Origin of the sequence: Limnohabitans sp. B9-3 (genome assembly GCF_002778325.1) — a bacterium.
Lineage (GTDB): Bacteria > Pseudomonadota > Gammaproteobacteria > Burkholderiales > Burkholderiaceae_C > Limnohabitans > Limnohabitans kasalickyi.
On the sequence record NZ_NESI01000003.1, the window covers coordinates 150,782 to 173,281 of the forward strand.

Genomic DNA, 22,500 nt, shown 5'->3' on the forward strand with positions numbered 1-22,500 from the left:
GAACAGAGATTTATCCGAGCAGGGCCTCGGCAAACTCTTGGGCATTGAAGGTTTCTAAGTCTTCCACAGACTCACCGACGCCAATGAAATAGACCGGTACGACTGACCCACCCGCAGCGGCGCGCGTTTGGCCCCACAGCGCAATGGCGGCCAGCACGCCGCCTTTGGCCGTGCCGTCGAGTTTGGTGACGACCAGTCCGGTAAGACCCAAGGTGTCGTCAAAGGCTTTGACTTGCGCCAAGGCGTTTTGACCGGTGTTGCCGTCAATCACAAGCAGAACTTCGTGGGGTGCACTGGCTTCGGCTTTTTGCACCACGCGTTTGATTTTTTTCAACTCTTCCATGAGGTGGAGTTGGGTGGGCAAGCGGCCTGCGGTGTCGACCAGCACCACGTCTTTGCCGCGCGCACGTCCGGCGGTGACGGCATCAAAACTGACGGCGGCGGGGTCGCCACCTTCTTGGCTCACGATTTCTACCGTGTTGCGGTTGGCCCAAATCGCGAGCTGCTCTTTGGCGGCGGCTCGAAAGGTGTCGGCTGCAGCCAACAACACGGAGGCACCGCTGTCGCTGAGGTGGCGTGTTAGTTTGCCAATCGATGTGGTTTTGCCCGCGCCGTTCACGCCCGCCACCATGATCACGGTGGGCTTGTGCGAACCGATCACGAGCTGTTTTTCAAGAGGTTTGAGTAGCTGCGCAATACCTGCCGCCAGCAAGGCCTTGACCGCCGAGGGCTCGGTGGTGTGTGTGTCTTTGACGCGTTGTTTCAAATCTTTGAGCAAGTATTCGGTGGCTTGCACGCCTGTGTCGGCCATGAGCAGGGCAGTCTCTAGCTCTTCATAGAGCACCTCGTCAATTTGGGTGCCCGTGAACACCGTGCTGATGCTTTGGCCGGTACGACGCAGGCCTGCGCCCAAGCGCTTGAGCCAACTTTGGCGAGGGCGCTCAGCAGGTTCTGTGATCACATGGCTGGGAACCACACGCAAAGCGGTTGCGTCGGGTGCGGCGACGGCTTGTGGCGAGTCGGTAGGGGGTGAGATTTTTTTCTTGAAAAAGCTAAACATGTGCGGAGGTTTCTAGAATCAAGCCATTCTATGAAACCCATGACACCTACTCCCCAAAAACCAGCCAAACCTACCAAACCGCACAAAGGCGCTGGCGAAGTCCGCATCATTGGTGGTCAATGGCGACGCACCAAGCTGCCTGTGGCCTTAAAGCCAGGTTTGCGACCCACGCCTGACCGTGTGCGCGAAACCTTGTTCAACTGGCTGGGCCAGTCCTTGTTGGGCTGGCGCTGTGTCGATCCGTTCGCAGGCACTGGTGCCTTGGGCCTAGAAGCCGCCTCACGCGATGCAGCGCATGTGTTGCTGTGCGAGGTTGACCCGGCCTTGGTTGAGCAATTGAACAAACAGGTGGCGCGCTTGAAAGCCACGACCGTGCATGTGCAGCGTACCGATGGCGTGGCATGCCTCAAACAACTCATGCCTTCCAGCGTAGATGTGGTTTTTTTAGACCCACCGTTTGACAGCCCTTTGTTTGAACCGGCATTGCAGGCAGCTGCCAAGGCCGTCAAATCCGAGGGGTGGGTGTATCTAGAAGCTCCTGCTGTGTGGACCGACGAGGCATTGGCACCCTTTGGGTTGATGCAGCATCGCCATTTGAAGGCCGGTGCGGTTCATGCGCACTTATTGCGTCGCGTTGCCTAAATTTTTACCGTTTTAGATTGACAGGAGCACCCATGTCCAAGCCCGTGATCGCCATCTACCCTGGCACTTTTGACCCCATCAGTTTGGGGCATGAAGATATTTTGTTGCGCGCTGCTGCCATGTTTGACAAGGTGATCTTGGCGGTGGCCACGGCCCACCATAAGAAAACCTTGTTCACCCTTGATGAGCGCATGGACATGGCGCGTGAGGCCATGGCGGCACACCCACAAATTGAAGTCGCACCGTTCACAGGCTTGGTGCGCGACTTTGCTCGCTTGCATCACGCCAAAGTCATGGTCCGTGGTGTGCGTGCCGTGACAGACTTTGATTACGAATTCCAACTCGCGGGCATGAACCGCCAGCTCATGCCAGATGTAGAAACCGTGTTTCTCACCCCGAGCGCGGAATACCAGTTCATTTCCAGCACCTTTGTTCGAGAAATTTCAATGCTGGGCGGCGAGGGCGATGGCCGTAATCTGGTGTCGCCCGGCGTTTATCAGCGCTTGATGGCCAAAAAAGCCGCTGCAACTTGATGCCCGCATGACCGAGTTTTTGCTCATTCGCCACGGCGAAACGGATTGGAACCGCGAACTGCGCTTCCAAGGCCAAATTGATGTGCCGCTCAATGACATGGGTTTGTTGCAAGCGCAGCGCTTGCAACGCCGTTTTGAGGATGCCTTGGCGGCTTGGCAGGTGGAGGGTCGTGTGCCTACGCGTTTGATCAGCAGCGACTTGGTGCGTGCGCAGCAAACTGCCCAAGCGGTGGCCCAAGCTTTGGGTCAACCGTGTGTGACCGAGACGGGGTTGCGCGAGCAATGCTTTGGCGTGTTTGAGGGCCTGCGTGCGGCGGATATTCAGACTCAGCACCCTGATGCGTGGCAGCGTTGGTTGAAGTTTGATGCGCATTACGCCGTTGAGGGGGCTGAGAGCACGCAAGTGTTTCATGACCGCGTGATCGCTGCGATGGCACAACTGGCGAAGCAGCATGCAGGCGAGCGCTTGGTGGTGGTCACCCATGGCGGCGTGCTTGACATGATTTGGCGTCATGCCCGAGCCATGTCTCTGCATGGTCCGCGGGCGTGTGACATTCCCAATGCCGGCTTGAATCAGGTGGCGTGGCGCGATGCCTCGCTGCATATCTTAGATTGGGCAGATACGGCGCACTTGGCCGATATGCCCCCGCAACCGCACTACCGTCAAACCGCTCCTCACGCATCGCAAGTCGAAGCCAAACCTTGAAAGCGACCGTACGGTCTGTGCGGGTGTCGTGGGCGGGGATAATCCTTTTCTACCTTTGAATTTTGCGGATTTTTTATGGCCTTGATGATCACCGACGAATGCATCAACTGTGATGTGTGTGAGCCCGAGTGCCCCAATGAGGCAATTTTCTTAGGTCCTGACATTTACGAGATCAACCCTGACAAATGTACCGAGTGCGTTGGGCATTTTGACGAACCCCAATGCGTGCAAGTCTGTCCTGTGGCTTGTATTCCTGTGAACCCGCAGCGCTTGGAAGGACGTGATGCCTTGATGGCCAAATTTAGGCTGCTGCAGCAACAAAGCACTTGATCAACCCAGGTTGGGACCGCTTATGGCGCAGCTTTTGGGCTAGCGCCATTTTTTTCGGCCTTGGGTTTGAGCGGCTTGGGCGTGTTGTCCTTGGCTGTGAAATACGGACTGGACAGTTTTTGATGCTTGTCATGCGTGGGTGAACTCAGGTGGCTGCTGTCGACGGTGCTGCTAAAGAGAGCATCACGGCTGAACGGGAGTGGCGTTGCCGTATGAGGTTTGCCCAGCTGTTCTGACTTGAGTCGATGCTTTTCTAAAGCATCTGCTTCTTGCTGTGCGCGGGAGGTTTGTGTGTTTTGTGCTTGGGTTTGGCGTGCGTTGCGGGCATCTTCGACAGAGGCAACAGTCGCACCGTTACAAGACGGGTTTGCACTGTATTGGTCGCCACAGCGGTACACCGTTTGCGCGGTGGTAACTGGCACCATCAAGAGGGTGGCCCAAGAGAAAAGGGCCATCTTGCGTTTAATGAGACGCAGGCTTTTGGCTGTCGTCTGGCTCGGGAGGGGGCGTTGGTGCATGGCGAGACTCCTCTTTGGCGGAGAGGCTAGCCGGCCTAGGGGGTTTGGGCCGAGGTGGCTTCGCCGTGTGAATCAATTGTGTGGCCTTGACCATATCGCCTGAGAGCAAATGGGGCAAAGCCAAACTCGTGCGCGACACGCAGTCTTCGATAGCGCTGCGTTGGTCTGGCGCTGGTTTTTTCAGCACCCAATTGGCCACTTCAGATTTATTTCCAGGATGACCAATGCCGATCCGCAGTCGCCAGTATTGGTCAGTGCCAAGTTGGGCATGGATGTCGCGCAGGCCATTGTGTCCGGCATGGCTGCCGCCGAGTTTGAGTTTGGCTTCTCCAGGTGGGATGTCCAGCTCATCGTGAACCACCAAGATCTCATCGGGCTGAATTTTGAAGAACCTAGCCAAAGCTGCCACAGATTTACCAGACAAGTTCATGAAGGTTTGTGGCTCGAGTAACCACACGTTTTGCCCTTGGACGCTGGTTCGTGCCACCAAGCCATGGTAGGCACGGTCAGGTTGCAGCTGGACTTTGAGGTCGCGGGCAATCGTGTCTATCCACCAAAAGCCAGCGTTGTGGCGGGTGGATTCATAGTCTGGGCCTGGATTTCCAAGGCCAACAAGCAGCTTGATCATGCGCAAATTATCTGTGAGGGAATGGGGCGTGCCTCATCCAAGCGCTCACAAACAAAACGGCCCACCGAAGTGGGCCGTTCAAAGCAAACGCTCAGAAAAAGATTACTTCTTCTTTTTGTTGTCGCCAGCAGCAGCGGCGGCTTCTTGAGGTGTAGGTGCCTCAGCCTTTGTGGCAACCACAGCCACCAACACGGGGTTGGAGCTACCTGGAGCCACAACGGTCACGCCTGCGGGCAGGGTGATGTCTTTGGCGTGCAGGGAGTGACCTTTGGTCAAGTTGCTCAAGTCCACAGCGATGAACTCTGGCAAATCTTTTGGCATGCAAGAGATTTCCAATTCAGTGGCGATGTGGTTGATCAAGCATTGGTCAACTTTGACCGCTGGCGAGTTCTCTTCACCGGAGTAGTGCAAAGGCACTTTTTTCTTCATCTTGGTGTTGGCATCGATGCGTTGGAAGTCGATGTGCAAAACCAATTGTTTGAAGGGGTGGTATTGCACGTCGCGCAACAACACTTCAGTGCTCTTGCCGTCGATTTCCATCTGCAATACAGAAGCGTGGAAGGCTTCTTTTTTCAGGGCATGCCACAAAGCGTTGTGATCGAGTTCGATCAACGAAGCTTCATTAGCGCCACCATAGACAATGCCTGGTGTACGACCTGTGATACGCAGACGGCGGCTCGCACCCGTTCCCTGCTTAGCGCGCTCAAAAGCGACAAATTTCATAATTAACTCCTGTAGGAACCCACCGCGACCAGTGTGGCTCTCGTTTCAAAAAAAGGCTGCCGAGGCAGCCCAAGTAATGTTCAGCGACGCAACGAACTGTTAGAACAGTTGATCTTGGTCGGAGAACAAGCTCATGACCGACTCACCTTTGGCAATGCGCTGGATTGTTTCTGCAATCAGCGGTGCAACAGTGAGTTGGCGAATTTTTTTGCAAGCTTTACCGGCATCGTTGAGGGGGATGGTGTTGGTCACCACGACCTCATCGAGGGCATCACCTTGTGCGATACGTTCGATGGCAGGGCCTGAAAAAATCGGATGGGTGCAGTAGGCGTAAACCTTCTTGGCGCCACGTGCTTTCAAAACTTCAGCCGCTTTGACCAAGGTGCCGGCTGTGTCGATCATGTCGTCCATGATGACGCAGTTACGGCCTTCAATGTCGCCAATCACGTTCATCACTTCAGACACGTTCGCTTTAGGGCGACGCTTGTCGATGATGGCCAAATCACAACCAAGTTGTTTGGCCAAGGCACGCGCACGCACCACGCCGCCCACGTCAGGGGACACAACAATCAAATCGTCGTAATTTTTTTGTCGCAAATCACCCAACAACACAGGGGAGGCATAAATGTTGTCAACGGGGATGTCGAAGAAACCTTGAATTTGGTCAGCGTGCAGATCCATGGTCAGGACGCGTGCAACACCAGCAGTTTGCAACAAATCAGCCACCAGTTTGGCAGAGATGGGGACACGGCTTGAGCGAGGACGGCGGTCTTGACGGGCGTAGCCGAAATAAGGAATCACGGCACTGATACGCTCTGCTGAGGCGCGCTTCAAAGCATCAACCATGATCAGCAGTTCCATCAAGCTTTCGTTGGTAGGCGCGCAAGTGCTCTGGACCACAAACACGTCACGGGCACGGACGTTTTGGTTGATTTCGACGGTTACTTCCCCGTCTGAGAAGCGCCCAACGTGGGCCGCACCCACTTCAATGCCAAGATGCGTGGCGATTTCGGCAGCCATCGCAGGATTGGCATTGCCGGTAAAAATCATGAAGTCTGGGGTATGTGTGGACATGATGACGGAGTGACTTTCGCTTCAGGACCAATGACGCCAACAAGCCGTCGAGTACAAACATAAATTTTGGCAGGGGAAGAAGGACTCGAACCTTCGCATGCTGGAATCAAAATCCAGTGCCTTAACCAACTTGGCGACTCCCCTACACAGGTCAACAGCTTTGCAGCTGACAACCGTTAACTTTATCTGACGACCCACCCAGCCAAGGGATGAACCATCATGTTGCTGCACACCCGCATTTGCCAATTGTGGGGTGCTGATTCTATCAACACATCACTGGACATTTGCGCAAAAACTGCACTGCCAGAACCGGTCATGCGTGGACTTAATCCGAAAAATGTGAGCCATTGAATAGCTTCGTCAATTTCGGGACACAGCGCTTGAGCGACTGGCTGCAAATCGTTTCTACCGAAGTCGAAAGGATGAACAGCGAAGACCGGCAGTATAGCAGCTTCAGAGTCCCTTTTCAAATTCGGATCGCGAAAAATTCTTTCGGTGTTCAGTCCTGCATTGGGTTTAACGACCACAAATCGACTGGGTGGCAAATCGATTGGCGTGATTTTTTCGCCAATGCCTTCTACCCAAGCGTTGTGGCCTTGCAAAAAGAAAGGCACATCAGCGCCTAAGCGCAAACCAATCGGCATCAGCTTTGAGAGCGGCCAATTCAGCTTCCAAAGTCGGTTCAGTGCAAGCAAGGTGCTGGCTGCATCAGAGGACCCGCCGCCCATACCTGCTTGTGCAGGAATGGTTTTTTCGATCGCAATATGCGCACCCAAAGACGAGCCGCTCGCCGTTTGCAAGGCTTTGGCTGCGCGAACAACCAAGTCATCTGCGGGAAGGGGCGTGGTTAAGTCTTCACGGCTAATGTGCCCGTTATCTCGCACATCAAAGTGCAGCGTGTCGCACCAGTCGATCAGCATGAACACCGATTGCAGCAAGTGATACCCATCAGAGCGTTGGCCCGTGATGTGCAAAAACAAATTCAATTTGGCAGGGGCCAAGACATGGGTCAGCGCGCGCATGGTGGGTGAGGGCTTAGTCGAGTTTGATACGGAGTTGCACGGCAGGTGTTGGCGAGACACGCTGTGCGAGGAGCAAGCCTTGTGGCAATTGCGACAAGTCTGCTTGCCATCCGGGCGAGAGGCTAGGAACGCCATTTAGCCAGTCAAACAAGGCACTCACGGGAAGTGTTGCTCCCGTCGCTTGTTCGGTCAATTCGTCCAAGGAGTTAAAACGCTGCAATTGGCCACCTTGTTGCAACTGCACATCGTGGGGAGCCCACCGCAGTGACGCCAAAGTGGTGCCTAAGGGTGAATAGAAATCCAAGCGCCCATGGCTTGCTTCTCCGCGCAGCAAAAAGCCAGCACTCATGGACGTCGCAGGTTCACTTTGAATACGTAGGCTTAGGCGGCCTTGCCATTCAGTGGTGTTAACTTGGCGCTCGCCCAAAGCTGTGTTGTCTTGCAGGCCGGGCCAATTAGGGGAGGCACAGCCAGCAAGTAAGAACATGGCTGCAACAAGGATGAATGCAAGTTGACGCATGCCATCAACAACCAAACGCATGGGTCAAAGAGATGGTTTGAGGCGTTGCAATGTTTCTTGCAAAGTCTCATTGTTGGGCGCGATGTCAAGCGCTTCACGCCACACTTTGCGTGCTTCTTCGGTGCGTTCCAGTTTCCAAAGCACTTCGCCCAGATGGGCCGCAATTTCTGGGTCTTTCCTGTCTTTATAGGCCTTGTTTAAATAAGTCAACGCAGCGGACGTGTTGCCCAATCGAAACTCAACCCAGCCCAAGCTGTCTGTGATGAAGGGGTCGTCTGGCGCAAAGGTCAGTGCTTTGATGATGAGTTGTTTGGCTTCATCCAAGCGCAAGTTGCGATCGGCCAATGAAAAGCCCAAAGCGTTGTAGGCGTTGTGGTGAGCGGGATCGAGCTGCATGACGTTGCGCAGCAATTTTTCCATGTCGTCGAGGCGGTTTAGCTTTTCTGCCAGCATGGCTTGTTCGTACATCAAATCGACGTCATCGGCACTGGCGTTGGCCAGCAACTCGTAAGCGGGTTGCCATTGGCGGTTTTCACGCAGCAACTGCACCTCTGCCAGCAGTCGGGCGCGCTGTTCGTCCGCATTGCGCGATGGCAGTTGGGCCAACAATTGGCGAGCTTCATTGATCTTGCCTTGGCGTGCCAGCAAGGTGGCGCGACGCGTTTGCGCTTGTGCCAGACCGCGGGCGGTATTTTCGTTATCGCTGTTAGCCGACAGCGACACATAACGGGCCAACGATGACTCGGCCAACAGGTCTTGGCCTTGCTCAAATTGCAGCGAACCTAAAACCAACCATGCGTCTGCATGCTGGGGAAAGTTCCGCGTGATGGCTTGCAGCTGTTCATTGGCGTTGTCGTAGCGCTGCAACTCAATCAAGACGCGCACGTAACTCATGGCCAACTCAGGCGTGTCCTGGCGACGCAAAGATTGCGTGACCAAAGGCTCTGCTTCTTTGATTTGGCGGCCCATCAGCTCCAGTGCCAACAGCGCTGGGCTCACGGCCTTGTTGTTTGCCGCAATGCCTTGGCGGGCCGCTTCGAGCGCGGCGGCCGTGTTGTTGTCTCCCAAGCGCATGCGACCAACGGCGGTCCAAGCTTCGCTGGCGGTGGCACTGTTTTTCAAATAGGGCTCGAGCGCTTGCTGAACGATGTCTGCAGCCTGTTTTTTATCACTGACGCGTGCGTATTGCCGTGGAATCTGACTGATCATCAAACTGCGCTCGGCTTCTGGTGCGAGGCTTAATTCTTTTTTGAGCGGTACCAAACTGTCCGTCACTTGGTTGAGTGCGATCAAAATTTGCAGCAAGTGACCATTGGCCTTTCGGTCTTGGGGCGCAGTTTGCGTCCAACCCCGCGCCGCCATGAGGGCGCCGTCCCCCGAGCGGGCTTTCAACGCCACATCCACCGCGCGTGCATACAGCTGCACATCTTGGGTCTTGCGTGCAGCGTCTAGCAGCAGTGCAAAGCCAGCGGCGGGTTCGCCTTGTCGCAGATTCAGCTCACCCAGCAAGATTTGGTACAACATTTCACCAGACAGGGCTGAGTTGTTGACTTTTTCAACCTCGGTTGTGGTTTGTGCCTGGCCGGTGGTGGTCAACACGGCACAAGCACTGGCACACAGAGTGACACGCAAAGCCCAAAGGCGGGCTGCAGACAAGGTGAATTTCATAAGCACATCATAATCGCGGCAGTTTTTTTGAGTCTGTCCATGCCCGAATTACCTGAGGTTGAAGTTACCCGTTTGAGCTTTGCGGATCGCATTGCCGGTGCCCGCATCACGGGCGTTCGCGTTGGCAAACCGCTACGTTGGGCTTTAGGCTGCGGTCCGCAGTCTTTGCGCGGGCGTGTGGTGCTGGGCGTGCGCCGTCGCGGCAAATATTTGTTGGTCGATTTGGACCAAGGTCTGCTGCTGTGGCATTTGGGTATGTCGGGCAGTTTGCGTTTCAGCGATGACCGAAGCCCGCCCCAAGCGCACGACCATTTCGATTTAGACACCAGCCAAGGCCTGCTGCGCCTGAACGATCCACGCCGATTCGGTGCAGTGGTGTATGCCGACGATGAGCACAGCCCCGAAGCGGTCAAGCTGCTGGGGCATTTGGGCGTCGAGCCTTTGAACGGTGATTTCGGTCTCGATGCCTTTCATGCGGGTTTGAAAAAACGCAAAACAGCCATCAAACAAGTGCTGCTGGGCGGTGAGTTGGTGGTGGGTGTGGGCAATATTTACGCGTCTGAAGCTTTGTTTTTGTCGGGGATTCGTCCCACAGTTCGTGCTGAACGTGTCAGTCGACCTCGGGCCGAAAAACTCCGCTTGGCCATCATCGACGTGCTGGCGCGTGCCGTGCAAAAAGGCGGCAGCACCTTGCGCGACTTTTCCAACGCCGATGGCCAGCAGGGTTACTTTCAATTGGAAGCCCATGTGTATGACCGAGCAGGAGCCCCTTGTCGTGTGTGCGGCAATGCCATTCGTCGCATTCAGCAAGGTCAGCGCTCCACCTATTTTTGTCCTGTATGTCAAAAGCCTTGAAGCCAGCCCAAACCTTTGCCGAGGCGGTGGTGGCTTGGCAGTTACAACACGGCCGCCACGACTTGCCTTGGCAAAACACCCAAGACCCTTACGCCGTGTGGCTGTCTGAAATCATGCTTCAGCAAACGCAAGTGGTGACGGTGCGTGACTACTTTGCGCGTTTTATGGCCCGCTTTCCCAAGGTCGCCGATTTGGCTGCCGCGCATCAAGACGAGGTGTTGGGTTTGTGGAGCGGCTTGGGCTACTACAGCCGCGCACGCAATATGCACCGCGCCGCCCAAGATGTGGTGGCCTTGCATGGCGGCGTTTTTCCACGTAGCTCAGAAGCGCTGCAAACGCTGCCAGGCATCGGTCGATCCACCGCCGCAGCTGTGGCCTCGCTGTGTTTCAGCGAGCCCATTGCGATTTTGGATGGCAACGTCAAGCGCGTGCTGACGCGATTTTTGGGGTTCAAAGAAGACTTGGCGTCCTCGCGCCACGAAAAAGCCTTGTGGCAAATCGCTCAATCCATGTTGCCTCAAACGGATGTGGCTCACGCCATGCCGCGTTACACCCAAGGCGTGATGGATTTAGGCGCGACGGTGTGCACGCCTAAAAAACCGCAATGTGACCGCTGCCCCGTTCAGGCCCAGTGCGTGGCTGCTCAGGAAGGCAAGCCCGAGTTTTACCCCGTCAAAACTCGCAAACTCAAGCGCAGTTCAGAGCAACTCTGGCTGTTGTATGCGCAGACCTCGCAGAGCGATGTTTGGCTGGTGCAGCGGCCGCAAACGGGGGTGTGGGCGGGCTTGTATTGCCTGCCCGTGTTTGACAGCTTTGATGCGTTGCAAGCGGCGGTGCCCGTTTCACACCGGTCGCAGCTGGTCGATGGTCCTGTGTTCAAGCATGTGCTGACGCACAAAGATTTGCATTTGCATGCCGTTCGCTTGGTGCTAGCCGAAGCGCTGCCGCTGCAGGCAAGTACAAGCCATGCGAGCGTGGCAGCAAATGAGCCACTGGCACCAGTGGACAACGCTGCTTGGTTTGCCGCCAACGATTGGCCCGCTTTGGGCCTGCCCGCACCCGTGCGCAAACTGCTTACGGGTTGATGTCCAACTCACGGTGGCGCTTGAGCGTGATCCAGCTTTTGGCGAAGCGTTGGCTTAGCAATTCCACCAAATAGACTGATCGGTGTTGCCCGCCCGTGCAACCAATCGCCACGGTCACGTAGCTGCGATGGTCGTGGTTCAAGTCGGGCAGCCACGTGTCCAGAAAATGGCTAATTTGTTCGGCCATTTTTTCTACGGAGGCCTGTGTCGCCAGCCACTCAGCCACCGGCGCATCTCGACCGGTCAGTGGTCGCAGCGCAGCTTCGTAGTGCGGGTTGGGCAGCATGCGCACATCAAACACATAGTCGGCATGCACGGGAATACCGCGCTTGAATGCAAACGACTCAAACATCAACGTGAGCTGCGTGGCGGGCGCTGAAATCAGCGATTTGATGTAGCTTTGAAGTTTGGTGCTGCGCAGCAAGCTGGTGTCGATGATGTGCGACTCTTCGCGCAACTCTGCCAGCAACTCCCGCTCTAGCTCAATTGCCTCCACCAAATCGCGTTGCTGATCACGCACAGGCTCGTCGTCTTTGCGCGACAAGGGGTGGCGACGGCGTGTTTCCGAAAAACGGTGCACCAAAATTTCTGTCGTGGCATCCAAGAACAGCAAGCGCACATTGACGTCCAAAGCACGCAGATGCGCCAGTTGTGCGGGCACCAGCGGCAGCGATTGGGCGCTGCGCACGTCCATCGCAATGGCAATTTTGCTGGCGCTGTGTTGCTGCTCAAGTTGCACAAAAGGCAACAGCAATTCAGGGGGTAAATTGTCGACGCAGTAGTAGCCGGCGTCTTCCAAAGCGTGCAGGGCGACCGATTTGCCGGAGCCCGACATGCCGGTGATCAGGACCAATTCTTGTTTCATGCGTTGCTTTTCAAAGGCGCAGTGTGGTTGAGCATTTCGCGGGCATGGGCCAAGGTGGTGTCAGACACTTTCTCGCCACCCAACATGCGGGCAATTTCGCCCACGCGATCTGCGTGGTTCAGCGCAGTGACTTGGCTGGCCGTGCCTTGTGCATCGCTGTGTTTGGACACCACCCAGTGGTGATCGGCACAGGCCGCGACTTGCGGCAGGTGGGTGACGGCCATGACTTGGCGATCACGCCCCAGTTGCTGCATCAAGCGGCCCACGGTTTCGGCCACGGCGCCGCCCACGCCGGAATCGACTTCGTCAAAGATCAAGGTTTGGGCGGTGCCGAGTTGGCTGGTAGTGACGGCGATCGCCAGGGCAATGCGCGACAGTTCACCGCCTGAAGCTACTTTGCCCACGGGGCGAGGTGTGCTACCGGGGTGGCCTGCCACCAAGAAGTTGACGCTCTCCAAACCACAGGCCGTGGCTTGCTCGGTGGGCTCAAGTTGCACCTCAAAGCGGCCGCCCTGCATGCCCAAACCTTGCATGGCTTGGCTGATGGCAGTGGCGAGTTTGGGGGCCGCTTGGGTGCGCGCTTTCGAAATCAGTCGCGCTTGCGATTGGTAGGCCGCAGCGGCTTTGGCCTCTGAGGCTTCGAGCGCGGCCAAGTCGGTGGCCGCGTCGAGGTGGGAGAGGCGCGCTTTCCATTCTTGGTACAGCGCGGGCAATTCTTGGGGTGTGCGCTTGAAGCGGCGGGCCAGCGACATCCACAGCGACATGCGATCGTCCAAGGCTTGCAAGCGTTCAGGGTCGAGTTCGGTGTGGCTGAGGTAGGCGTGCAGCGAGTGCGCCACATCACCGGCTTGCGCCAAGCTAGAGGCCAGCACGTCCACCCAATTGGCAAATTCGGGCGCGACGTCGGCTTGGTCTTGCAAGGCGTCTTGGGCTTTACTGAGCAAACGCAAGGCGCCTTGGTCGTCGTCTTCTAGGGCCGCAATGGCGCTTTGTGCCGCATCCATCAAGGCTTGCGCGTGTGACAGGCGGGTGTGTTGGCTGTTGATCTCTGGCCATTCGTCTGCGGCTGGCGCGAGTTTGTCGACCTCGGCCATTTGCCACACCAAACGCTCACGCTCATCTTGCAGTGTGGCCTGCGCGGTGCGCGCTTCTTGCAGGGTTTGGATGGCGCGTCGCCAGGTGGTCCATGCCGTGCTCAAGGCTTGCAGGTTCACGCTCGCGTAGGCGTCGAGCAAGCCGCGCACAGCGTCGGGGCGAGTCAAGCTTTGCCAAGCGTGTTGGCCATGAATGTCGAGCACGCGGTCGCTCAAGGCGCGAAGTTGGGTGGCAGTGGCGGGGCTGCCATTGATCCACGCGCGGCTTTTGCCTTGTGTGTCGATGGTGCGTTTGAGCAGCAAGCTGCCTTGCTCTGGCGCACCGGCAAAGCCTTCATCTTCCAGCCACGCGTGCAGGTCGGGGGTGGCGTCAAATTCCGCGCAAATTTCAGTCCGCGTTGCCCCTTCGCGCACCACACCGGCATCGGCGCGTGCGCCCATGACGAGCTGCAGTGCGTCAATCAAGATCGATTTGCCAGCACCGGTTTCGCCTGTCAGTGCGGTAAAGCCCTGAGACAAGTTCAGATCGAGCTCACGCACGATCACAAAATCACGCAAGACGATGTGTTGCAAACTCATGCCACGCCCTCGTTCCAGTGGAGTTTTTTACGCAAGGTGTCAAAGTAATTCCAGCCACGTGGGTGCAAAAACCGCGCATGGTGCTTGGATCGCGTCACCGTGATGCGGTCGCCCAGCAGCAACGAGGCCAGCGACTGCATGTCAAAGTTGGCGCTGGCGTCACGGCCCGCCACCAAATGGATCACCACCTCGCCTGTGTCGGGCAGCACGATGGGGCGGTTCGACAAGGTATGCGGCGCGATCGGCACCATCACCCACGCGGGCAAGGAAGGATGCAACAAGGGCCCGCCTGCGGACAAAGCGTAGGCGGTAGAGCCCGTGGGCGTGGCGATGATCAAGCCGTCTGCGCGCTGATTGGCCACGAAATGCCCATCGACTTCGACGCGCATCTCCACCATGCCCGAGGTGGCACCCCGGTTGACCACCACATCGTTCATGGCCAGTGCGTCAAACACGCAGTGGCCGTCGCGCCACACTTTGGCGTGCATCATGGCGCGCTTGTCTTCCTCGTAGTCGCCGTGGATCATGGCTTTGAGGGTGGTTTGAAAATCTTCCAGCGGAATGTCGGTGATGAAACCCAAGCGACCTTGGTTGATGCCAATCAAGGGCACGTTGTATTGCGCCAGTTGTCGGCCGTAGCCCAGCATGGTGCCGTCGCCGCCGACCACCAACGCCAGATCACAACTTTTGCCAATGCCCTTCACATCCATCACGGGGTAGCCGGCCAAGCCGGTGTTGGCGGCGGTGTCGTGCTCCAAAATGACTTCACAGCCTTGGGTGTGTAAAAACTGCGCCACCGTCTCCAGAATCAAGCGCGACGACGGCTTGGTGCCACCCGCGGTCGGGAGTTGGTATTTACCCAATAAGGCAATGTGACGAAACTTTGATTTCATGGGCAAATTACATCACTAAAATTTGACAACAGATGACCCATTTAGACGAACGCGCCAAGTTGTTGCTCAAAGCGCTGGTCGAGCGCTACATCGCCGACGGACAGCCCGTCGGCTCGCGCACGCTTTCTCGCGCCACAGGGATTGAGTTGTCGCCGGCCACCGTGCGCAATGTGATGTCTGATTTGGAGGCGCTAGGCCTGATCGTCAGCCCGCACACGTCGGCGGGGCGTATCCCGACGGCGCGTGGTTACCGCTTGTTTGTTGACACCATGCTCACCGCCGACCGCGGGCACTTGCATGCGCCTAGCTTGGCACCCGACCAGCCGCAAAAGGTGATCGCCAATGCGGCGCACTTGTTGTCCGATCTATCGCAATTTGTGGGCGTGGTGATTGCCCCGCGCCGCAGTTCGGTGTTCCGTCATATCGAGTTTTTGCGGCTTTCTGATCGGCGCTTGTTGGTGATCATCGTGTCGCCCGAAGGCGACGTGCAAAACCGCGTGATCTTCACCGAGGCGGACTACACGGCGTCCCAGCTCATCGAAGCGTCCAACTACTTGAACCATCATTTCGCAGGCATGGCGATTGAGCAGGTGCGCGAGAAATTGTTGGCCGAGGTCGAGTCTTTGCGCAGCGAAATTGCGACCTTGATGCAAGCGGCTGTGCAGGTCAGCACCGAGGCTTTGGCGCAAGAGCAAGACGACGTGGTGATCAGCGGTGAACGCAACTTGCTGTCGGTCAGTGACTTTTCTAGCGACATGGGCAATCTGCGCCGTGCCTTTGATTTGTTTGAGCAAAAAGCGCAGCTGGTGCGCTTGTTGGACATTTCAGCGCAAGCAGAGGGCGTTCGCATTTACATCGGTGGGGAAAGCAAAATCGTGCCGATGGAAGAGTTGTCGGTGGTCAGCGCCCCCTACGAGGTGGATGGTCAAGTGGTGGGCACTTTGGGCGTGATTGGCCCCACCCGTATGGCTTATGACCGCATGATTCACATCGTGGACATCACGTCCAAGCTGGTCAGCAACGCGTTGAGTCACAAATAATATTTTTTAGTTAACGCTCGCTTCATGCCTAAGTTGATCGTGCGTTTCTCGGGTGTCGCTCGTTTGACCTGCTTGGGCAGGTGATGTGGCAAACCCTCTTTTCACCGCCTGTTTTTTGCCTAACCATAGGCGGGTGTGATTTTTTAAACCTAAAGGAAATCTGATGAAATTAGTTGCTTGGCTCAAACTGAACTGCGCCGTGGCGCTCACGGCCGTGGCCCTGTGTGGCGGACACCTCCAGGCCCAGGCCCAAACGGCGCCTGTCGCCCCCGCCGCCAATGGCAAAACTGAAATGCTGTGGTTGGGTCAAGCCGGTTACCGCATCAAAACACCCGGTGGCAAGATCATCGTGATCGACCCTTGGCTCACTGGTGGCCCCAAAGCCCCCGCACCTTACAAAACAGATTTCGCTGCCCTCGGCAAGATCGACTTGCTGCTGGTGACGCACGCCCACGTTGACCACTTGGGCGACGCCCCAGCCTTGGCCAAGCTCAACAACACCGTGTTGTACGGCCCCGCTGACATGGTCACACCCTTAATCACCTTGGGCGTGTTGCCTGCTAACTTGGGCCACCGCTTCAACAAAACAGGCCATGTGAAGCCATTACCCGGCATCAAGGTCACAGCGGTTGCGGCAGAGCATTCATCGCTGATCGTATGGAACAACCCGGCCACTGGTAAAAACGAGTCGCACCCCGCCGGTGAAGCCGTGGGTTACATCATTGAGCTAGAAAACGGCTTCAAGATTTGGCACATGGGCGATACCGGTTTGTTTGGTGACATGAAGTTCATCAGCGAACGCTACAAGCCTGATTTGGTCTTGATGCCCATTGGCGGCAACTTCACCATGGACCCAGAAGATGCAGCCTACGCCGCTCGCAACTGGATTCAGCCCAAGATGGTCATGCCTATGCACTACAACTCTAACCCTTTGACCAAAGGCACCTTGGCTGAGTTCCAAGACGCCATGAAAGGCAGCCCCATCAAGGTGGTGCCCATGACTGAAGGTCAAACCATCGAGTTCTGAGCCGTGGTTTAAGACTTACGCACCCCGAACAAAATGCCGCAGGTCACCAGCGCGAGACCTGCGAGCAAGTTCAGGTGCATAGGCTCACCCAGCACCGCCACCGCGCCCAAGGCTGAGAGGCCGGGCACGAGGGCGGTGATCATGGTGGAGCGCACGGGGCCGTAATAGCGAATCATCACATTGAAGGTGATGCCTGAAATCACCACCGAGCCCACCCCTTGGTAAATCGCTTGGAACAACATCTCAGACACTGGCGCTGTGTCCAAGTGGCTGGCGATCAAGCCGCTTGAAACTGCCAACGCATAAATCGGCACAAAGGTGACGCACGAAAACGCCGTGATGGCGATGGTGGCGCGAACGGGGTCTAACGCGTAACGGCGCACCGTCACGCTGTAAAACGACCAGCAAAACCCAGCAGTCATGAACAGCAAGTCGCCCTTCCACACCTCGCCACCCTCAAACGCTTGGAGCAAACTGGCACCCCCCACCAGCAGGTCGCCCAAGACAATGCAGGTCAAGCCAATGGCGCGCGTGCGAGAAATGCGCTCATGCAGCAACACAATGGCCAACAGCGACGTCCACAAAGGCAAGCTACCGGGCATGAGCACGGAGGCGTGCGCGGCTGGCGCGAAAAAAAATCCTGAGTAAGCCAACATGCCGTAGAGCATGCTGCCAAAGAGGCCCGCTATCGCCGTAACGCGCAGGGGCAGGGGGGACAGTCCACCCAGTGACCCCACTTTTTCGCCCGCTGCACGCTGCTTGCGCAGTAACCACCACCCCCAAGGCAGCAGCACGCTGCCAGCGCCCAAGGTGCGCAAAAACGCGATGTCCAGCGGTAACAAGTTGTGAGAAGCGGAGGCGCGGGCGATGACGATGAAGGATGTCCAAATCAGCACCGTCACCACGGCGCAGAGTAGGCCGGCTGATCGTGGGGAAAGTTTCATGCGCGCGATGATACGACCGAGGTCGTTGCCGACACAGTCGCGTAAAGTTCGCCATGCGCACTGTGGACGCAACACACTTTCAAGGAGTCGATATGGTTAAAGCTTATTTGATCGGGCAAATTTCTGTCACCAACCCCGAGGGTTACGGGTTGTATGCCTCAAAAGTCCCGCAAACTATTGCAGACGCCGGTGGGCGTTATGTGGTCCGCGGAGGGCATGCCACTCAGGTTGAAGGCCAGAGTTTGGGCGACAGAAATGTGGTGATTGAGTTTCCCAGTCGCGATGCGGCGCAAGCTTGGTATGACGGCCCCGCCTATCAGGCCATCTTGCCGCACCGTCTTCAAAATTCAACAGGTGCCTTGGTCTTGGTTGATGGGTATGCGCCGAATTGACGCACACCTCAATCCTCAGCTGAGTAAGACGTAGCCTTTTTTGATCAAGCAGTGACGCACATCGATGATGGCGTTGTTGTTGGTGTACTTGTCGCCGTATTGCTGCAAGATTTGCTGCTGACAGACTGCCACATCGGCGTGATAGGCTTTCAGCGCTTCACCTGTCAGATTGACATGAGGCACATAGTTGCCGTGATTGATCGGCATGCTGGATGACCCTTGGCTAGCGCACCCTGAAAGCGTGATGACCAAACATGCGCTGAGTAAGTAGCTAGTTGTTGTAGAGATTTTCATAAGTCATAACTTTGTCTAATTAACAAAATTATAAGACTGACAATGAAGCCGCATCTGGCGCCGATTGATCTCAAGGCTTGAATCACAGGGCTGACACTACAATCGATAGCGTATTTGGGGCGTTAGCTCAGTTGGTTAGAGCAGAGGACTCATAATCTATTATTAAGGTTCTAACAATCGTAAATTGTCTATATAAATCAACAACTTACGTGATATTTTGGGGTGTATCAAACACTACACACCAACTACACACTTTTGACCGTTTTACACGCCTAAAAAACGAGCAAGTACAATCAGTTTTATGGGGCGTTAGCTCAGTTGGTTAGAGCAGAGGACTCATATTTTTCAAATGTGCCTTGCGCGTGGAAACTGCGTAAGGGATGGTGTCAAATTCGGTGAAACCTAAGTGTGGCAACACATACGGCAATGCCGAGCGAAGCTTAGTGCGAAAGCACTTTGAACGTGTAGAGACTTGACGGCACCCACCTAACGCGCAAGCTATGGTGAAGGCAAAGTCCAGGGAGTGGCGAAAGTCACACAAACCGGAATCCTTTGGTCGACAGTTCAAGTCTGTCACGCCCTACCAACTATGAAGAGGACTGTGTAAAAGCAGTCCTCTTTTTTTATTTCGGCACTACACACTTACTTGGTTGCTCTTTTTTTGGTTTGAAATTAAAGTCCATTGATGTCAGCCAAACTTGAAACAACGCACGTAGTCTCAGAAAACGAAATCGTCGTTTACCGGCGTGAGCGCAGTTCAATTTGGCAATGCCGCTACAAAGTTGATGGGGTTTGGCAACGAGCCTCAACTAAAGAGCGCAAGTTGAAGGATGCCAAAGAAGTAGCCAAGACTCTCAGGATTCGTGCAGAAATTCGCAAGCACGACAACCTGCCTGTCATCACACGCAAGTTTAGGGATGTTGCAAAACTTGCTATCCAGAGTATGGAGCAGAAGATTGTTAACGGTGATGGCAAAGTCTCGTTTAAAGATTACATACGCATCATCACTGAATACCTGATCCCAATTCTTGGTAACAGACTCATCACAAATATTGATAGCGCGGCCCTTGATCACTTGGATGCTGAACGCATCAAGATGATGGATAGGGCACCAAGTAAAAGCACGTTGCTCAGTCAAAACGCCGCGTTGAATTTGGTATTTGATGAAGCTGTGCTGCGTAACTTTTTAACTGAACTCAATCGGCCGAAGCTGGAAGCTAAAGGCAAGAAAAGCACCCGTCACCCAGCTTTTGAGTTGAATGAACTTCAAGCCGTGCTCAACAACTTTGAAGAATGGATTGAGCGGGCACGCAACGACCACAGCAAAGAGATGCGCCAAATAATGCGCGACTATGTAGAGATGCTGGTCGATACGGGCGCACGTCCCGGCAAAGAGCTGATGAACGTGAAATGGAAACAGATCAAATTTTCGATGGACCCCATTGAGATCGACACAGGAAAGAGCCTTGTCGTGAAGGATGGGCCAAAAGAAAAAATAGTGCTCACCGATCTCCGACGCATTGTTGAAATGACTGTTTCGGGGAAAACAGGAGCTCGTCAAATCATCGGTCGGTCACCTACGGTCAGAGTGCTGGAGAGAATTGCACGTCGCGTTTATGGCGTGAAGAATTCAGTCTCTGATCCCTTCAAAGATGTGATTACGCCGAACAATGATGACTATGTGTTGCGAACCAAGTCAAAGAAGCAAGATGTGAGTTCAGCTTTTCAACATATGTTGGAAAGGTACTTGGAAGAACATAACTTGCTTTATGACCCAATGACCGAAACGAACCGCGTGTTCTACAGTTTCAGGCATACATACGCAACGCTGGCATTGACGCACGACAAGGTGCCAATTCACACCCTTGCCAAACAGATGGGCACCAGTGTGCTGATGATCGAGCGTCATTACTCACACTTGAAAGTCATACAGGCCGTTGAGCAGTTAAGCGGTGCAGAGACTCGTAAAAGAATTGCCTCTGCGTCAACGGTTGAAGAAATATATCAATCTGCAAAAGTAAAAAATAATTCAGACTCAGAAACGAAGATGCCAGCCGCTAAAAAAGCTTTGCTCAAAAAATCTAAAAAACAAAATTTAAATTAGCCATCGGTACACCGCCAAAATGGCAGGACTTCGGTTGCTCATTTGATGTGATGAACTAATACTGTATTACACACAGTAAAGGAATACACACAATGATCACAGAAGATGAATTACTAAAGAATCTTAAACATTTCACAGGTTCAGATCATTTAGCCAGATTGACCCGAAGGGTATTGTTGACTGAGGGTACGCGATATCTAGCAGAAGCAGCAGAGTGCTTTTGGTTGCTTGATGTTTACGCATCGCATCTAGCAGCAATTGATAGCGACAAAGAAGGTTTTACTTGTTTGAAGCTTTCTAAAAAGAGTCGCTCAGCTTCGGTTTTAATTGAAGATGGAAATGGAAGGGTGCTGGCAAAGCAGAATATTGAATATACAGATTTCCCACTAAGTACCATTACTCTTTATGGGTGCTGGGCTGGTGATTTTTGGGTTTTGATGCTACCAAGCGAATACTGATCATTAAAGCCATTTATTGGCGTTCTAGAAACCTACAAAAGCGCTCCGTAGCGTAGGTTAAGAAAGTATTTAAACCGTGTCGCAAACGGAATAGAAAACGACAGCGTATAGGGGAATTTAGCTAATTTCTAAGTTTTCCTGAAATTTCCGTGGTTGTCAGTTTGGATTCGTGATCCGTTATTGCAGATGAAATAGGTAAGGTGCCAATTACCGCATAATTAATTTATACCCGTAAGAATGCTCCATCCATATTGGATGGAGCTTGGCGAAGAAATTTTGTTATTTCGTGAAGCCAGCCTTTAGCTTTTCGCTTGCTTGGCTGATGGCGTCATCCAGTTCCCCAGCCAGTACGGCAGTTTTAATAACGTCCAGTGTCGCAACGAGGTCTTTGTCGCTGGCGAGCTCTACTGCCCACTTGTTCTTTGCCAATTCCAAAACTTTAGTACCGTAGCGAACGCTGAGAGACAACTTGCCGTTTTCGCTTGTAAACCACCAACATTTGACACGCTTGGACGTTTCGACTTGCTTGCGTTCACCTGTCTCCCGGTCTGTCACTGTTCGAAATTTGATGGGAGCGAACTGGGTGCCTGCTTGATGTGCTTTTGCCAATTCCGCCTGTTCCCATAAACGCTTCACCAGTTTGTTACGGCGTTGCTGTACTTGAGAAATATTGAATGGTTTTTGAGCTGCTGTCAGCTTGAGAGTTGCTAAGGTTGTCATATGCATTGCCTTTCAGATGTTGTTAATGCATAGACAAGTATGTTGTCACCGAGTACGAAAGAGCAACCGAAGTCCGTTCAGTTTGTCGGGTCGTTCTTGAACCGTATCGAAACTACACCTGCACTAGGTAACGTAGATATGCTCTTATGCAGGCTTAGAGGGACTAGAACCTAATAATTGGATAACAGCCTGAAATAAACTGACGACGACAAAACATCCCACAAAGTCCCCAAATGCCATCGCAGCGCTTTTAGCCCATAGCTCTTGACTCGAAGTCATATTTTCGAGCATAAAAACCAAGTTATTGACTATGCCACTCAACAAACTTGCAGCAACAGAAATAACAACTATGTGCCAATACTTCAAATTACGAAGATCACTATGGACGCCTAAAAAATGCATCGCGGCAAGTATTGCTAAGGCATAAGTAATTAAATTTACAAACGCCAACAGCACCACCGAGAAAAAAGTGCTGTCAAAATAAAGCCCAGCGCCTAAATAAACGCCCGCAATCCACATTCCCATAAATGCAGGTGTACGGAGTACCAAGAGCAATAAAAGCTTAATCCCAGCCGGCAAAAAAAAGAGACTAATGTTCGAAGCGTAAGCTAACCAACTATCGAAAACTGAACTCAAGCGAAAAGCCAGAATAATGGCAATGCCGGACAGTAGTGCAGTGAAAATTTGTGTGCTGTGTATGTATTTCATAGAAGATTTAATATGGTA

26 protein-coding genes and 1 tRNA gene are annotated in these 22,500 nt (G+C 54.3%); 11 read left to right on the forward strand and 16 right to left on the reverse strand.

Features of this window, described 5'->3' with window-relative positions:
- Positions 1-10: 10 nt before the first annotated feature.
- Complete coding sequence (gene ftsY / locus B9Z42_RS06035; protein WP_100132455.1) at positions 11-1,060, reverse strand: signal recognition particle-docking protein FtsY; 1,050 nt, start codon at positions 1,058-1,060, stop codon at positions 11-13.
- Between the two features lie 39 nt (positions 1,061-1,099).
- Here ftsY and rsmD point away from each other — a divergent pair, with 39 nt between their 5' ends.
- The 4 genes from rsmD (at position 1,100) to B9Z42_RS06055 (ending at position 3,271) form a co-directional block, all read left to right on the forward strand.
- On the forward strand, positions 1,100-1,702 hold the full coding sequence (gene rsmD, locus B9Z42_RS06040; RefSeq protein ID WP_100132765.1) for a 16S rRNA (guanine(966)-N(2))-methyltransferase RsmD: 603 nt from the start codon (positions 1,100-1,102) through the stop codon (positions 1,700-1,702).
- A gap of 32 nt (positions 1,703-1,734) precedes the next feature.
- Positions 1,735-2,235: a pantetheine-phosphate adenylyltransferase gene (coaD, locus tag B9Z42_RS06045; protein ID WP_100132456.1), complete on the forward strand. Its 501-nt coding sequence runs from the start codon at positions 1,735-1,737 to the stop codon at positions 2,233-2,235.
- Between the two features lie 7 nt (positions 2,236-2,242).
- Complete coding sequence (locus tag B9Z42_RS06050) at positions 2,243-2,941, forward strand: histidine phosphatase family protein (RefSeq protein WP_100132457.1); 699 nt, start codon at positions 2,243-2,245, stop codon at positions 2,939-2,941.
- Between the two features lie 75 nt (positions 2,942-3,016).
- Positions 3,017-3,271, forward strand: a complete 255-nt coding sequence (locus B9Z42_RS06055; RefSeq protein WP_100132458.1) for a YfhL family 4Fe-4S dicluster ferredoxin — start codon at positions 3,017-3,019, stop codon at positions 3,269-3,271.
- A 20-nt stretch (positions 3,272-3,291) separates the two neighbouring features.
- Here B9Z42_RS06055 and B9Z42_RS06060 read toward each other — a convergent pair whose 3' ends face one another.
- From B9Z42_RS06060 to B9Z42_RS06095, 8 genes are all read right to left on the reverse strand, one after another.
- The gene (locus B9Z42_RS06060) at positions 3,292-3,726 is read right to left on the reverse strand and encodes a hypothetical protein (RefSeq protein WP_143474044.1); all 435 of its coding nucleotides are present in this window, start codon (positions 3,724-3,726) and stop codon (positions 3,292-3,294) included.
- A gap of 7 nt (positions 3,727-3,733) precedes the next feature.
- On the reverse strand, positions 3,734-4,417 hold the full coding sequence (gene pth, locus B9Z42_RS06065) for an aminoacyl-tRNA hydrolase (protein ID WP_100132460.1): 684 nt from the start codon (positions 4,415-4,417) through the stop codon (positions 3,734-3,736).
- Between the two features lie 102 nt (positions 4,418-4,519).
- A complete protein-coding gene (locus B9Z42_RS06070) occupies positions 4,520-5,140 on the reverse strand; it encodes a 50S ribosomal protein L25/general stress protein Ctc (protein ID WP_100132461.1) in 621 nt (206 codons plus the stop codon).
- A 99-nt stretch (positions 5,141-5,239) separates the two neighbouring features.
- Complete coding sequence (locus B9Z42_RS06075; RefSeq protein WP_100132462.1) at positions 5,240-6,214, reverse strand: ribose-phosphate pyrophosphokinase; 975 nt, start codon at positions 6,212-6,214, stop codon at positions 5,240-5,242.
- A gap of 67 nt (positions 6,215-6,281) precedes the next feature.
- Positions 6,282-6,358 (reverse strand) — tRNA-Gln (locus B9Z42_RS06080).
- Positions 6,359-6,396: 38 nt separating this feature from the next.
- Positions 6,397-7,236: a 4-(cytidine 5'-diphospho)-2-C-methyl-D-erythritol kinase gene (ispE, locus tag B9Z42_RS06085; protein WP_100132463.1), complete on the reverse strand. Its 840-nt coding sequence runs from the start codon at positions 7,234-7,236 to the stop codon at positions 6,397-6,399.
- A 13-nt stretch (positions 7,237-7,249) separates the two neighbouring features.
- On the reverse strand, positions 7,250-7,756 hold the full coding sequence (locus B9Z42_RS06090; protein ID WP_233203550.1) for a lipoprotein insertase outer membrane protein LolB: 507 nt from the start codon (positions 7,754-7,756) through the stop codon (positions 7,250-7,252).
- 24 nt (positions 7,757-7,780) lie between these two features.
- Positions 7,781-9,424, reverse strand: coding sequence for a tetratricopeptide repeat protein (locus B9Z42_RS06095; protein ID WP_100132465.1), 1,644 nt, complete (start codon positions 9,422-9,424; stop codon positions 7,781-7,783).
- Positions 9,425-9,463: 39 nt separating this feature from the next.
- On the opposite strand from B9Z42_RS06095, the gene mutM reads away from it, so the two are divergent.
- Positions 9,464-10,279 (forward strand): bifunctional DNA-formamidopyrimidine glycosylase/DNA-(apurinic or apyrimidinic site) lyase, encoded by an 816-nt coding sequence (gene mutM, locus B9Z42_RS06100; RefSeq protein WP_100132466.1) that lies wholly within the window; start codon positions 9,464-9,466, stop codon positions 10,277-10,279.
- Positions 10,264-11,364 (forward strand): A/G-specific adenine glycosylase, encoded by a 1,101-nt coding sequence (gene mutY / locus B9Z42_RS06105; RefSeq protein ID WP_100132467.1) that lies wholly within the window; start codon positions 10,264-10,266, stop codon positions 11,362-11,364. The genes mutM and mutY overlap by 16 nt, the downstream gene beginning before the upstream one ends.
- Here the strand turns inward: mutY and rapZ are convergent.
- The 3 genes from rapZ to B9Z42_RS06120 are packed head-to-tail and all read right to left on the reverse strand — an operon-like array spanning position 11,354 to position 14,795.
- A complete protein-coding gene (rapZ, locus tag B9Z42_RS06110) occupies positions 11,354-12,229 on the reverse strand; it encodes an RNase adapter RapZ (RefSeq protein WP_100132468.1) in 876 nt (291 codons plus the stop codon). The two genes, mutY and rapZ, sit on opposite strands and share 11 nt — an antisense overlap.
- The gene (gene recN / locus B9Z42_RS06115) at positions 12,226-13,902 is read right to left on the reverse strand and encodes a DNA repair protein RecN (RefSeq protein WP_100132469.1); all 1,677 of its coding nucleotides are present in this window, start codon (positions 13,900-13,902) and stop codon (positions 12,226-12,228) included. Before recN ends, rapZ begins: the two co-directional genes overlap by 4 nt.
- Positions 13,899-14,795 (reverse strand): NAD kinase, encoded by an 897-nt coding sequence (locus tag B9Z42_RS06120; RefSeq protein ID WP_100132470.1) that lies wholly within the window; start codon positions 14,793-14,795, stop codon positions 13,899-13,901. Before B9Z42_RS06120 ends, recN begins: the two co-directional genes overlap by 4 nt.
- 32 nt (positions 14,796-14,827) lie before the next feature.
- On the opposite strand from B9Z42_RS06120, the gene hrcA reads away from it, so the two are divergent.
- Both hrcA and B9Z42_RS06130 read left to right on the forward strand, forming a co-directional pair.
- Complete coding sequence (hrcA, locus tag B9Z42_RS06125) at positions 14,828-15,835, forward strand: heat-inducible transcriptional repressor HrcA (RefSeq protein ID WP_100132471.1); 1,008 nt, start codon at positions 14,828-14,830, stop codon at positions 15,833-15,835.
- A 163-nt stretch (positions 15,836-15,998) separates the two neighbouring features.
- A complete protein-coding gene (locus tag B9Z42_RS06130; RefSeq protein ID WP_100132472.1) occupies positions 15,999-16,862 on the forward strand; it encodes a metal-dependent hydrolase in 864 nt (287 codons plus the stop codon).
- 8 nt (positions 16,863-16,870) lie between these two features.
- On the opposite strand, the gene B9Z42_RS06135 is transcribed toward B9Z42_RS06130, so the two are convergent.
- Positions 16,871-17,806 (reverse strand): DMT family transporter, encoded by a 936-nt coding sequence (locus B9Z42_RS06135; protein ID WP_199171994.1) that lies wholly within the window; start codon positions 17,804-17,806, stop codon positions 16,871-16,873.
- 92 nt (positions 17,807-17,898) lie between these two features.
- Here B9Z42_RS06135 and B9Z42_RS06140 point away from each other — a divergent pair, with 92 nt between their 5' ends.
- Positions 17,899-18,198 carry a DUF1330 domain-containing protein gene (locus B9Z42_RS06140; RefSeq protein ID WP_158235914.1) on the forward strand — a complete coding sequence of 100 codons (300 nt, stop codon included), beginning with the start codon at positions 17,899-17,901 and terminating at the stop codon, positions 18,196-18,198.
- A gap of 15 nt (positions 18,199-18,213) precedes the next feature.
- Here B9Z42_RS06140 and B9Z42_RS06145 read toward each other — a convergent pair whose 3' ends face one another.
- A complete protein-coding gene (locus B9Z42_RS06145) occupies positions 18,214-18,405 on the reverse strand; it encodes a hypothetical protein (protein ID WP_100132473.1) in 192 nt (63 codons plus the stop codon).
- A 772-nt stretch (positions 18,406-19,177) separates the two neighbouring features.
- Between B9Z42_RS06145 and B9Z42_RS06150 the strand changes: the two genes are divergently transcribed.
- Both B9Z42_RS06150 and B9Z42_RS06155 read left to right on the forward strand, forming a co-directional pair.
- The gene (locus B9Z42_RS06150) at positions 19,178-20,596 is read left to right on the forward strand and encodes a tyrosine-type recombinase/integrase (RefSeq protein ID WP_100132474.1); all 1,419 of its coding nucleotides are present in this window, start codon (positions 19,178-19,180) and stop codon (positions 20,594-20,596) included.
- A gap of 92 nt (positions 20,597-20,688) precedes the next feature.
- Positions 20,689-21,054, forward strand: coding sequence for a DUF6876 family protein (locus B9Z42_RS06155; RefSeq protein ID WP_100132475.1), 366 nt, complete (start codon positions 20,689-20,691; stop codon positions 21,052-21,054).
- A 279-nt stretch (positions 21,055-21,333) separates the two neighbouring features.
- Here the strand turns inward: B9Z42_RS06155 and B9Z42_RS06160 are convergent, their stop codons facing one another.
- Both B9Z42_RS06160 and B9Z42_RS06165 read right to left on the reverse strand, forming a co-directional pair.
- Positions 21,334-21,774 carry a DUF6641 family protein gene (locus B9Z42_RS06160; protein ID WP_100132768.1) on the reverse strand — a complete coding sequence of 147 codons (441 nt, stop codon included), beginning with the start codon at positions 21,772-21,774 and terminating at the stop codon, positions 21,334-21,336.
- Between the two features lie 144 nt (positions 21,775-21,918).
- The gene (locus tag B9Z42_RS06165; protein ID WP_100132476.1) at positions 21,919-22,482 is read right to left on the reverse strand and encodes a hypothetical protein; all 564 of its coding nucleotides are present in this window, start codon (positions 22,480-22,482) and stop codon (positions 21,919-21,921) included.
- Positions 22,483-22,500: the final 18 nt, after the last annotated feature.

Coding starts and splice junctions, on each gene's coding strand:
- ftsY (WP_100132455.1), bottom strand. CDS start 1,060: ATGTTTAGCTTTTTCAAGAAAAAAATCTCACCCCCTACCGACTCGCCA.
- rsmD (WP_100132765.1), top strand. CDS start 1,100: ATGACACCTACTCCCCAAAAACCAGCCAAACCTACCAAACCGCACAAA.
- coaD (WP_100132456.1), top strand. CDS start 1,735: ATGTCCAAGCCCGTGATCGCCATCTACCCTGGCACTTTTGACCCCATC.
- B9Z42_RS06050 (WP_100132457.1), top strand. CDS start 2,243: ATGACCGAGTTTTTGCTCATTCGCCACGGCGAAACGGATTGGAACCGC.
- B9Z42_RS06055 (WP_100132458.1), top strand. CDS start 3,017: ATGGCCTTGATGATCACCGACGAATGCATCAACTGTGATGTGTGTGAG.
- B9Z42_RS06060 (WP_143474044.1), bottom strand. CDS start 3,726: ATGGCCCTTTTCTCTTGGGCCACCCTCTTGATGGTGCCAGTTACCACC.
- pth (WP_100132460.1), bottom strand. CDS start 4,417: ATGATCAAGCTGCTTGTTGGCCTTGGAAATCCAGGCCCAGACTATGAA.
- B9Z42_RS06070 (WP_100132461.1), bottom strand. CDS start 5,140: ATGAAATTTGTCGCTTTTGAGCGCGCTAAGCAGGGAACGGGTGCGAGC.
- B9Z42_RS06075 (WP_100132462.1), bottom strand. CDS start 6,214: ATGTCCACACATACCCCAGACTTCATGATTTTTACCGGCAATGCCAAT.
- ispE (WP_100132463.1), bottom strand. CDS start 7,236: ATGCGCGCGCTGACCCATGTCTTGGCCCCTGCCAAATTGAATTTGTTT.
- B9Z42_RS06090 (WP_233203550.1), bottom strand. CDS start 7,756: ATGCGTCAACTTGCATTCATCCTTGTTGCAGCCATGTTCTTACTTGCT.
- B9Z42_RS06095 (WP_100132465.1), bottom strand. CDS start 9,424: ATGAAATTCACCTTGTCTGCAGCCCGCCTTTGGGCTTTGCGTGTCACT.
- mutM (WP_100132466.1), top strand. CDS start 9,464: ATGCCCGAATTACCTGAGGTTGAAGTTACCCGTTTGAGCTTTGCGGAT.
- mutY (WP_100132467.1), top strand. CDS start 10,264: ATGTCAAAAGCCTTGAAGCCAGCCCAAACCTTTGCCGAGGCGGTGGTG.
- rapZ (WP_100132468.1), bottom strand. CDS start 12,229: ATGAAACAAGAATTGGTCCTGATCACCGGCATGTCGGGCTCCGGCAAA.
- recN (WP_100132469.1), bottom strand. CDS start 13,902: ATGAGTTTGCAACACATCGTCTTGCGTGATTTTGTGATCGTGCGTGAG.
- B9Z42_RS06120 (WP_100132470.1), bottom strand. CDS start 14,795: ATGAAATCAAAGTTTCGTCACATTGCCTTATTGGGTAAATACCAACTC.
- hrcA (WP_100132471.1), top strand. CDS start 14,828: ATGACCCATTTAGACGAACGCGCCAAGTTGTTGCTCAAAGCGCTGGTC.
- B9Z42_RS06130 (WP_100132472.1), top strand. CDS start 15,999: ATGAAATTAGTTGCTTGGCTCAAACTGAACTGCGCCGTGGCGCTCACG.
- B9Z42_RS06135 (WP_199171994.1), bottom strand. CDS start 17,806: ATGAAACTTTCCCCACGATCAGCCGGCCTACTCTGCGCCGTGGTGACG.
- B9Z42_RS06140 (WP_158235914.1), top strand. CDS start 17,899: ATGGTTAAAGCTTATTTGATCGGGCAAATTTCTGTCACCAACCCCGAG.
- B9Z42_RS06145 (WP_100132473.1), bottom strand. CDS start 18,405: ATGCCGATCAATCACGGCAACTATGTGCCTCATGTCAATCTGACAGGT.
- B9Z42_RS06150 (WP_100132474.1), top strand. CDS start 19,178: ATGTCAGCCAAACTTGAAACAACGCACGTAGTCTCAGAAAACGAAATC.
- B9Z42_RS06155 (WP_100132475.1), top strand. CDS start 20,689: ATGATCACAGAAGATGAATTACTAAAGAATCTTAAACATTTCACAGGT.
- B9Z42_RS06160 (WP_100132768.1), bottom strand. CDS start 21,774: ATGACAACCTTAGCAACTCTCAAGCTGACAGCAGCTCAAAAACCATTC.
- B9Z42_RS06165 (WP_100132476.1), bottom strand. CDS start 22,482: ATGAAATACATACACAGCACACAAATTTTCACTGCACTACTGTCCGGC.